Below are 9306 nucleotides of genomic sequence, written 5' to 3'. Positions count from 1 at the left end.
CCGCCTTCACTCTCCACCCCGCCGATGCCGAGGTGACGCCGCCAGCGGTCGGGCGGGTCTTCCGCAAGCGCCATACGCAACTCATCCTCGATTGGGAGTGTCGGTGAGTTGACGCCGCCCGGCCGAAACTCTCGTTCGCGCTGGAGGGAGGTCCTTCGGTTTACCCGCGGGACAAGGCTGTACTCGAGGTGAAGTAGGACGCGGGGGCACCAGGCACGGGAAGCGGGTCCTGGCTGCGATCGCCGTCCGGCGGGTCTCCGCGGTATCGGGCTGTGCGCGGCACCCGGCCACTCATGCATGGCGATGGTCCGTCACCGCGAGAGTTCGAGGCCGATCTTGAAGCGGGCGCGTCGAACACCAGGCGCCTGCCGCCATCCGGGGCGACGGCGGTGCCGACGTCACTTGCGGGGAGTCTCCTCGGCGTGCGTGCGCAGGACCCGGCTGAGGAGGACCTCTTCAAGAGCACGCAAGGGGAAGTCCGGGTCTTCAGCCGCCAGGGACAGGCCGCCGCGGATGCCGGCGAGCAGCAGCAGCCGGTCACCCTCGGGGTCGGGCGAGTGGCAGTCACGAAGAGCCTGGTCAAGTGAGTCGAGCAGGTCGGCCGATTCCTCGTCGGCCTGCGCGGCCCGCAACACCTCTCGCGCCTGAGGGTCGGCGAGCAGGGCCGAGACCGCGCGGCCTTCCTCGACCTCCTCGGGGGAGGTGTCCAGGCCCAGCAGCGCCGATCGCACCAGTAGGCGCAGGGCGGCGGCGGGGTCGGCCTGCTGGTCGGCGGCCAGGGCCGCCAGCGCGGCCCGGGTCCGCTCGCGCCAGCCGCCGGCCACGTCGAGCAGCAGGCCGGCCTTGCTGCCGAAGTAGTGCGAGGGCAGTCCGCCGGCAACGCCGGCCCTGGCGGCGACCTGCCGCAAGGTGGTGGCGTGGTAGCCCTGCTCGGCCATCAGCAGCACCGCCGCCTTGCGGATGCGGGCACGGGTGGCCGCGCGCACCGCCGCCGACGCTTCCGGCGTTCTGGGCATCTCCGCTCCTCGTCGTGAAAGTGAACCGCTGTTCAACCTACCGTGGCGCCGGCGGTTCTCGCGGCATGTACATTGAACACTCGCTCAACCAAAAATCGTTCAAAGGATCTCACTGATGACATATCCGATCGAACCGTTCCGTATCGCCGTCCCGCAGAGCGACCTCGACGACCTGGACGCCCGGCTGGCCGCCACCCGCTGGCCCGACGACCTGCCCGAAGCGGGCTGGGACTACGGCGTGCCGTCGCCGTATCTGCGGGACCTCGTGACCTACTGGCGCACCGGCTACGACTGGCGCGTCCACGAGGCCGCGTTGAACGCCTTCCCCCAGTTCACCACCCGCATCGACGGCGCCAGGGTGCACTTCCTGCACGTGCGCTCGCCCGAGCCCGGCGCCGTCCCGCTGATCCTCACCCACGGCTGGCCCGGCTCGATCGTGGAGTTCCTGGACCTCATCGCGGCACTGACCGATCCACGCGGCCACGGCGGGAATCCGGCCGACGCCTTCCACGTCGTCATCCCCTCCATCCCCGGCTACGGCTTCTCCGGACCCACCCAGGACAAGCACTGGGACTACCACCGGGTGGCGGCGGCCTGGCTCGAACTCATGTCCCGTCTGGGCTATGAGCGCTTCGGAGCCCAGGGCGGCGACTGGGGTTCGGGCATCTCCCGGCAGATGGGCGTCCTGGCCCCGGAGCGTCTGCTGGGCATCCACCTCAACAGCGCACCGACCTATCCCGCCGGCGACGGCGCGGGCCTGGACGACCTCGACAGCGCCCGCCTGCGCACCTGGAAGCGTCACCAGCAGGAGACCTCCGGCTACGCCGCCGTGCAGTCCACCCGCCCGCACACCCTCGCCTACGCCCTCACCGACTCACCCGTCGGGCAACTGGCCTGGATCGTGGAGAAGTTCCAGGAATGGACTGACTCCACCGGCACCCCCGACAGTGCCATCGACCGTGACCGCATCCTGACCAACGTGATGATCTACTGGCTGACCGCGACCGCGGGCTCGTCCGCCCGTCTGTACAAGGAATCCGCCCGCACCTGGGCCGAGGCGCAGGTCTCGCGGGTCCCCACCGGCATGGCCGTCTTCGCCCACGACATCACCCTGCCGGTGCGCGCCTACGTCGAGCGGCTGGACGACATCGTCCACTGGTCGGAGTTCGAGCGCGGCGGCCACTTCCCCGCCCTGGAGCAGCCCGACCTGCTCATCGGCGACATCCGCGCCTTCTTCCGTACGGTGTGCCGTGGCTGACCGCAAGCACGGCGTCCCCGCCCCGCCCACCACCAGCACCATCCAGACCCTGGACTGGCAGGCCCAGGAACTGGACGGCGAGCAGTTCGACAAGGTCCTGTTCATCGACGTCGACATGATGGAACTCGTCGATCGCGGGGCCGTCTTCACCGACTGCACCTTCCGCGGCGTGCGCTTCAACGTGTCCTCGCACGAGAACGCGGCGTTCATCAACTGCACGTTCGTGCGTTGCTCGTTCTTCGACGCGGTCTTCACCGACTGCAAGTTCGTCGGCAGCATGTTCGACGGATGTTCCTACGGCCTGCTGACGGTGAACGGCGGCGACTGGGGGCTCGTCGGGCTGCCGGGCGCCGACCTGCGCGGCTGCGCGCTGCGCAACGTGCGGTTGCGTGAGGCCGACCTGACGGGGGCGCTCCTGGCCGAGGCCGAGGTGAGGGGCTGCGACCTGTCCGGGGCCTGGTTGCACAGCGCGGATCTGACGCGCTGCGACCTGCGTGGCAGTGATCTCACCGGTATGGATCCGCTGACCGTCAAGCTGAACCAGGCGGTCATCGACGCCGCCCAGGCGACCGTGATCGCGACCGCCCTGGGAATGCAGGTGTGCTCCTAAAACTCGTTCCCATCCACCAGATGGGCGCAGAATCACCATGATGCCCCTGCGTGAACGAGTGCGGTCCAGGACGGGCGTCTGTTCGTCGGCGGAGAGGGGCGTGTGGTGGTGGATAAAGCCGAGCCAGGCGCTTTTCGATTCCGGGCATGCCGATGAGGATCACAGCGATGCCGGTGCGGTCGTGATGACCGCGGAGTTGCTCGTGCCCGGGCGCCTCGGCCGGTCCGCAGCCTTTCGTGTCCGCGCGCTCCTTAAGTCGCCGACTCGGGCGACCGAATGGGCCGGAAGGGCTGAGGTTACGCCGATCGATACCGCTATCGGCCGCCGATGAAGGAGGCGGCGGGGACGAACAGCTCGTGCCCGGTGCCGAAGCGGACCCGTACGCCTTCCGGAGTCCACTGGGTTGACTGCACCGGCTTGTCGGCGATGCTCGCGAAGTCGACGTCGACGAAGTGGCCGTAGCTCAGCGACGGATCGCGTCCCGCGTACAGGCGGTAGGAGTCCTCCAGCAGCGAGCGATAGCGGATGATCGCTATCACGTGCGAGGAGTCGTCGTCGTACGCCACCGTGCCCGGCTGCCTGTCGGTGTAGAGGGTCTGCTGGGTGGGCCAGCGCATCGCGATCATCGCCCCTGCGCACAACACGACGCCCGCGATCAGGCCGATCATCAGCAGGCCAAGCCATCCCAGCCAGCGCGCGGTGCTGGCTGGCGCGGGGGTGCGGACCGTCATGTACACCTCTCTCACGGACGTGACGACCCTTCCCAACCCACCTTTCACTCCCCTTTCATGCCGCTTGAGGGACGCCCTGAGCCCTGGCCCGAATGGTCGACGTGATGCAGACGTTGTCACTCGGCAGTAGCGCGACTGCACGCCCGGATCGTTGAGGTCATCGGAGAGCGGGCCCGAGTCGTCGAAGTTCCCGCGACCCTCGCCGGACCGGTGAGTACCTGCAGTTCGGTGAAGCGGTGAAGACCCCACGGTCCGTTGGTCACGCCTATTCCGCTGTGCTTGTGGCCGCCGAAGGGCAGGTCCGGGCGCAGGCCGCTGCCGTGGGCGTTCACGGTGACCTGCCCGCACTCCAGCCGCGACGCCACGTCCGCCGCCCGGGCGGAGTCGTCCGTCCACACCGACGCGGTCAGGCCGTAGGCGGTGTCGTTGGCCCGGTCGACGACATCGTCCAGGTGGCGGTAGGCGATGACGGGCAGCGCGGGGCCGAACTGCTCCTCGTCCACGATGCGGATGCCGTCCGTCACACCGGTCAGGACGGTGGGCGCGAAGAAGTACCCGGGACGGTCCAGTGCGTATCCTCCGGCCGCGGCGACCGCACCATGGGCGATGGCGTCGGTGACGAGTTCGGACACCCGGTCGAACTGCGGACGGTTGCAGATCGGGCCCAGCTGGACGTCGTCGTCGAACCCGTTACCGACACGCACCGCCTTCGCCCGCGCCGCCAGAGCCTCCACCAGCTCGGCATGGTGTCGCTCATGCACATAGACTCGCTTGATCGCCATGCAGTTCTGGCCGTTGTTCATGAACGCGCCGTGGAAGATGTCGTCCGCGATCCGGCCGGGTTCGACGTCCTCGAGCACGATGGCCGGGTCGTTGCCACCCAGCTCCAGGGTGACCCGCTTGAGATCCTGGGCCGCCACGGCGGCGACCTTCGTCCCGGTCGCGATCGACCCGGTGAAGGTGATCTTCCGGGGAGTGGGGTGCGCGGTCATCCAGGCGCCGAGGGGATCCCGTCCGCTGACGATGTTCAGCACGCCGGGCGGGAAGACGCCGCGCAGCATTTCCCCCATCGCCAGGGTGGCCAGCGGTGTGAACGGCGATGGTTTGAGCACCATGGTGTTGCCCGCCAGCAGCGCGGGCGCGAACTTCCAGACCGCGAGGATGATCGGCAGGTTCCACGGCGCGATGGCGGCCACGACGCCGACCGGGCGGCGTACCACCTCGGCGAACCCGTTCCGGTCGTCCTGAACGATCTCGCGAGAGATCTCCAGGTCGGCGTAGTAGCGCAGCCACGTGACGGCCCAGCCGATCTCGGCGCGCGAATCGGGGAGCGGTCTGCCCTGCTCGGAGGTGAGCAGCCGCGCGAGCCGTTCGGTGCCGGAGTCAGAACGTCGGCGGCGTCGCGCAGGGCGCGTCGGCGGGCCTCTTCGTCGAGTTTCCAGTGGCGGTAGGCGAAGGCGGCGGCGTCCATCGCGGCGTCCAGTCCCGCTCGGCCGCAGTCCGGCGCCTGCGCGAAGACCTCTCCTGTGGCGGGATCGATGACGTCGAAGGTTCCGTCCCCCGTCGTCGCCACGCCGTTGATGGTCATGGTGAATTCGGTCATTGTCGATCCTTACTTGTCGTGGTGAACGGTGACGCGCGAGGTGAAGCCGGGCCGTTCGGGTTCGGCAGGCGAGGTCAGGAGGGGAACGCCGGGGTCCGTCGCCGGTGCCGTGCTCGCGACCGGCCGGCGGGCCGTTGCCAGGGTGACAGCGTGGTGATCGCGATCCTGGCGTACACGGCCGCGGAGTTGAGACCGAGCAGGACCGGCGCGTAGATGATCAGGCGGTGCTGTCGCGGTAGAGCAAGGGGAAGCAGCCGCAGGAGCACGATCACATCCTTTGGTTGGATGGTTGGGCGATCGTCAAACTAACATGTGTTTGATAATCGCCCAACAATCCAGCCGAAGCCTATTTGGACGTGTCGAAACCGGACGCCGAGGTCGCGGAACAGCGGTTGAGAAGTTCAGGTCTTACTTCGCGGGGCGGCGAGGTCGGAAGCGCGGAGAGAATGACCCGGGCCTCAGGCACGAATCTCGCTTTGGTGTCAGTGCCGAGCCGGCGATCTGGTGACGCAGGATGAGGATCTCCACGTGCCTTGGCCCCGATCGCTCACGGGAGCAACCGAAGTGCCGGCGTATGCGCATCCGTCTCCCGCGTACGTCGAGACGGAGCCTGCGCAGAGTTGCCGGTTCGCTCATCGAAGGGCTGAATGGCGCCAGATCACGTGGATTTTCTGCCGATTATCGCCTCGACCGTGTTGGGCGCTCTCCACGTGATGTGCCGGCCTTAATCTCTGGCCATGAGACTTCGACTGATCACAGCTCTGGCCTGCGCCGCGACTCTCTTATTGAGCGGGACGGCGGACGCGACAATCGATCCCGTCAAGGAGCAGGTCCTCATAGACAACGGGCTGTACGGCTGGGGCAAGCTCCCCAAGTCCACCTGCGAGGAGGCGCCGGTCGGCCCAAATGACCGAGCCAGGGCCAAGCGGTACATCGCTGGGGTCATGCAGTGCCTTGAGTCAACGTGGGAGCAGCATTTTTCGGCCATCGGCGCCCAGTTCGAGGAGGCCAGGCTGAAGTTCGCCGGCGGCTCCTACTGCGAGCTCGATCCTCGATACGACTCCGACAGCGTCTACTGCCACCCCAACCGCAGCGTTGTCTACAAGCTCGGCAAGTCGTGGTTGGCCGACCCGAGTGATCTATGGCTCATGTACGACACGGCCACCAGGTACGCCGAGCACATCCAGCGGCTCGTGCTCATCACGTACAGCGTCGACGTCGAGGCGTTCTACGACAGCCAGGCGGAGCGTCTCGAGCGGTTGCGCCGCTACCGGCTTCAGTCGAGCTGCCTGGCCGCAGCGTTCGTGAAAAGCGTCTGGCCCCTTGAGGGAAGGTCGGCACGCGACTGGAAGTACCTCCAGTCGCTGCTCGTGGGCGACGTTCCCGGTAACCCGCGGGCGTATGGCAAGACCGCCAACCTGAAGCTGTGGACCAAGCGCGGCTTCGCCACCGGTGACCCCGGCTCGTGCAACACCTGGGCGGCGCCCGCGAGCGAGGTCTCCTAGGAGCTGTTCGAGGTTCGGATCTTGATGGGGGCCGATGACGGGCCGGCGATCGCTGGTGGAACTCGGATGTGACCAATGCCGGGTGGGCGTTGGTCGAGCCGCATCTGCCGGTGGCGGCTACCAGACCGTTGCTGCGGCAATGGAGCCCCCTTTCCTCCGCCAGCGCCTGCTCCAGCGCATCAAAGGTTTCCCCGGCCACCGCCGGCCCGGCCGAGTCCTGATGCGTACGCACGATCGTGCCTGGTCCTGAACGATCAGGTTCTGCGCGAGATGACCATGATGTATTCGCAGGGAGCGTTCGTCCGGTTGGCGAATCCGTGGTCCGCGTCGGCCTGGAAGAACAGGGAGTCGCCGGTGTTCAAGGTCTGGCTGATCCCGCCGATCGCGACGGTGAGGGTGCCGTCGAGCACCACGAGTTGTTTCTCCGTGCCCGGCGGATAGGCGGGCAGCAACCCGGTGGAGACCTGCGCGGGGAGATGGTGAATGATCATCTCGGCTCCTCCCGCGCCCGGGGCCGCTGACACCATGTGCCGCTCGAAGCCGGTTTCCGGGTCGCGGAAAACGGGGCGGGCGTTCTTGCGCATGACCACGGCCACACCGGACGCGGCTGCGGCCGGCGCACCGATCAGGTCCGAGAGTGACGCCTTGAGCGCGTGGGCGATCCTCGACGCGACGCCGATCGTCGGGCTCTTCTCGCCGCGTTCGACCTTGGACAGCATCGCCCGGCTGACCGACGACTGCGCGGACAGCTGCTCCAGCGTCAGTCCTGCCTCCTCGCGGCGTCGCCGTACGTTACCGCCGAACGCGCCGGCCAGGTCGTCACCGTGCCGGGGTAGGGCCGCGTTTGCGTCTCGCTCGACCACCGTGCTCCTCGATCGATGGGTACCTCGTCGCTCCACAGTGTACGGGCGTCTTCTAAAGTAGATGATGTATCTTCTATTGGAGACGCACGCCCAACACGATGGAGGTTTCCATGCGTTTGATCTCGACCGGGCAGCACCATGCCACGTTCGAATTCGGCGATCTGCAGGTGATCTCCTTGCGAGACGGATACATCGACATGCCGCCGACCCGGCTCCGCGACGAGGACGGACGCCCGCTCGACGAACTGCCCGCCGCCGTCCCGCTGGCCGGCGACAACCTGCGGCTGTCGGTCAACGCCTTCTTCGTCACCGACGGCACGCGGTCGGTTCTCATCGACACCGGCGCGTCCAACGTCTGGCACGACCCCACCATGGGATTGATCTACGACGCGCTCGACGAAGCGGGAATCGACCGCGCGCACATCACCGATGTCGCCATCACCCACAAGCACGAAGACCACGTGAGCGGCCTGATCGCGCCGGACGGCTCAGAGGCGTTCACCGAACTCGAGCGCGTGTGGATCGGCGCGGGCGACACCTTGGTGTTCACGGGCCGGCTCGACCCGATCCGAGACCGGGTCGTACCGGTGTCGGAGAAGGTCGCCATCAACGACTGGACCACCGCGATCCCGACACCGGGCCACACAGCCGGTCACACCGTCTACGACATCAGGAGCGGCACCGGCCACCTTCTCGTCTGGGGCGACACCGTGCACGTTCCCACCCTCCAATTCGATCAGCCGAACGTGTCCTGGGAACTCGACGGCGACCAGTCCCAGGCCCGCGCCGCGCGAGCGGCTCTCCTCCAGCGGCTGACCCAGCCACACCACTTCGTCGCCGGCGCCCACCTCGACTCACCCGGCATCGCCCGCGTTACCCCCTCCGGCGACGGTTACGCGCTGGACTACCTCGCACCACCGATCGGCTGATCGAGCCCTGCTGGTCGCCCACGTACTCGACCACCTGGGCGGCCGCCCTACGTCTACCGCATTGTCGGCGGTCTTTCGCCGGATGAACGGGTGAGGGTTGTCGTTCCAAAGGTCGATCCAGTCGTGGGAACACCGGGCCGGGGCTCATCGCTCAGCACGTTCGAACGAGCGGCGATGAACCTGGCCCGCCATGTGATGAGCGTGCACCGGGCGATCCCGTTCCGAACGCCTTGGCGGCCAATCACGATTCGGGTCATGCTGGATCAGTGCGTCGACGACAACAGTGGTCAAGAGCCGTCGGGGTCGTGTTCCGCGTCGTCGCGGCGCTCGCCGTGCTGGCACTCGCCGCGATCGTCGTCCCGAAGATCAAGGAATTTCCGGGCAGCGCGCACCTGCACCTGGTCGGGGTCATCGGCCTCTGGGCGGTTGCCGCGGGCGCGGCGGTTCGATGTCTGGTGCCGCTTCTCGAGCCCGGCAGTCTGACCCGACGACGCTGGCTGCTGCGCGCCGCGGGCTCACTGGCCGGCGCTGCCGGTTTCGCGATGTTCGCCGTGGCCTCGTTCGGCCTGCCGTGGCTGGAGGACTCGTCCGCCTGGCCGGCTTGGACGGGGCTGGGCCTGGCCGCGCTTGTGGTCGCCTACCTGGTGGGTTCGACCATCGAGGAGAAGCGCGACGAGAGGATCCGGTTGCGGTAGGGGCCCGCGCACCTGCAGCCGCCGGCCCATCAGCTCGATCCAGGCGCCTTGACCGACAGTGAGCGCGAGCGCCCGGCCGCCGCACTCGCGGACGTC

At 67.8% G+C, this 9306-nt stretch carries 10 protein-coding genes and 1 pseudogene; 5 read left to right on the top strand and 6 right to left on the bottom strand.

Features of this window, described 5'->3' with window-relative positions; all coding sequences use genetic code 11:
* Positions 1 to 398 precede the first annotated feature (398 nt).
* Entirely contained in the window at positions 399 to 1016 is a 618-nt protein-coding gene (locus HII36_RS34460) for a TetR/AcrR family transcriptional regulator (protein WP_173527497.1), read from the bottom strand.
* Between the two features lie 115 nt (positions 1017 to 1131).
* On the opposite strand from HII36_RS34460, the gene HII36_RS34455 reads away from it, so the two are divergent.
* Both HII36_RS34455 and HII36_RS34450 read left to right on the top strand, forming a co-directional pair.
* A complete protein-coding gene (locus HII36_RS34455; RefSeq protein ID WP_173527496.1) occupies positions 1132 to 2274 on the top strand; it encodes an epoxide hydrolase family protein in 1143 nt (380 codons plus the stop codon).
* Complete coding sequence (locus tag HII36_RS34450) at positions 2267 to 2884, top strand: pentapeptide repeat-containing protein (protein WP_173527495.1); 618 nt, start codon at positions 2267 to 2269, stop codon at positions 2882 to 2884. Before HII36_RS34455 ends, HII36_RS34450 begins: the two co-directional genes overlap by 8 nt.
* Positions 2885 to 3198: 314 nt before the next feature.
* Here HII36_RS34450 and HII36_RS34445 read toward each other — a convergent pair whose 3' ends face one another.
* The 4 genes and pseudogenes from HII36_RS34445 to HII36_RS34435 form a co-directional block, all read right to left on the bottom strand.
* Positions 3199 to 3615, bottom strand: coding sequence for a hypothetical protein (locus HII36_RS34445; RefSeq protein ID WP_173527494.1), 417 nt, complete (start codon positions 3613 to 3615; stop codon positions 3199 to 3201).
* 116 nt (positions 3616 to 3731) lie between these two features.
* Positions 3732 to 4973 carry an aldehyde dehydrogenase family protein gene (locus HII36_RS34440; protein WP_268959685.1) on the bottom strand — a complete coding sequence of 414 codons (1242 nt, stop codon included), beginning with the start codon at positions 4971 to 4973 and terminating at the stop codon, positions 3732 to 3734.
* A gap of 83 nt (positions 4974 to 5056) precedes the next feature.
* Positions 5057 to 5203: pseudogene (locus HII36_RS58165) on the bottom strand (aldehyde dehydrogenase); the annotation flags it as partial.
* Positions 5204 to 5292: 89 nt separating this feature from the next.
* Positions 5293 to 5484, bottom strand: coding sequence for a hypothetical protein (locus HII36_RS34435; RefSeq protein WP_173527493.1), 192 nt, complete (start codon positions 5482 to 5484; stop codon positions 5293 to 5295).
* 471 nt (positions 5485 to 5955) lie between these two features.
* Between HII36_RS34435 and HII36_RS34430 the strand changes: the two genes are divergently transcribed.
* Positions 5956 to 6723, top strand: a complete 768-nt coding sequence (locus HII36_RS34430; RefSeq protein WP_173527492.1) for a neutral zinc metallopeptidase — start codon at positions 5956 to 5958, stop codon at positions 6721 to 6723.
* 254 nt (positions 6724 to 6977) lie between these two features.
* On the opposite strand, the gene HII36_RS34425 is transcribed toward HII36_RS34430, so the two are convergent.
* Positions 6978 to 7586, bottom strand: a complete 609-nt coding sequence (locus HII36_RS34425; protein ID WP_173527491.1) for a helix-turn-helix domain-containing protein — start codon at positions 7584 to 7586, stop codon at positions 6978 to 6980.
* 110 nt (positions 7587 to 7696) lie between these two features.
* Here HII36_RS34425 and HII36_RS34420 point away from each other — a divergent pair, with 110 nt between their 5' ends.
* Entirely contained in the window at positions 7697 to 8515 is an 819-nt protein-coding gene (locus HII36_RS34420; protein WP_173527490.1) for an MBL fold metallo-hydrolase, read from the top strand.
* A gap of 305 nt (positions 8516 to 8820) precedes the next feature.
* Positions 8821 to 9210 (top strand): hypothetical protein, encoded by a 390-nt coding sequence (locus tag HII36_RS34415; RefSeq protein ID WP_173527489.1) that lies wholly within the window; start codon positions 8821 to 8823, stop codon positions 9208 to 9210.
* Positions 9211 to 9306 lie beyond the last annotated feature (96 nt).

Source organism: Nonomuraea antri (assembly GCF_013283785.1).
GTDB classification, from domain to species: domain Bacteria; phylum Actinomycetota; class Actinomycetes; order Streptosporangiales; family Streptosporangiaceae; genus Nonomuraea; species Nonomuraea antri.
The sequence above is the reverse complement of the archived record's forward strand: the minus strand, read 5'-3'. Positions and strand labels throughout refer to the sequence as shown.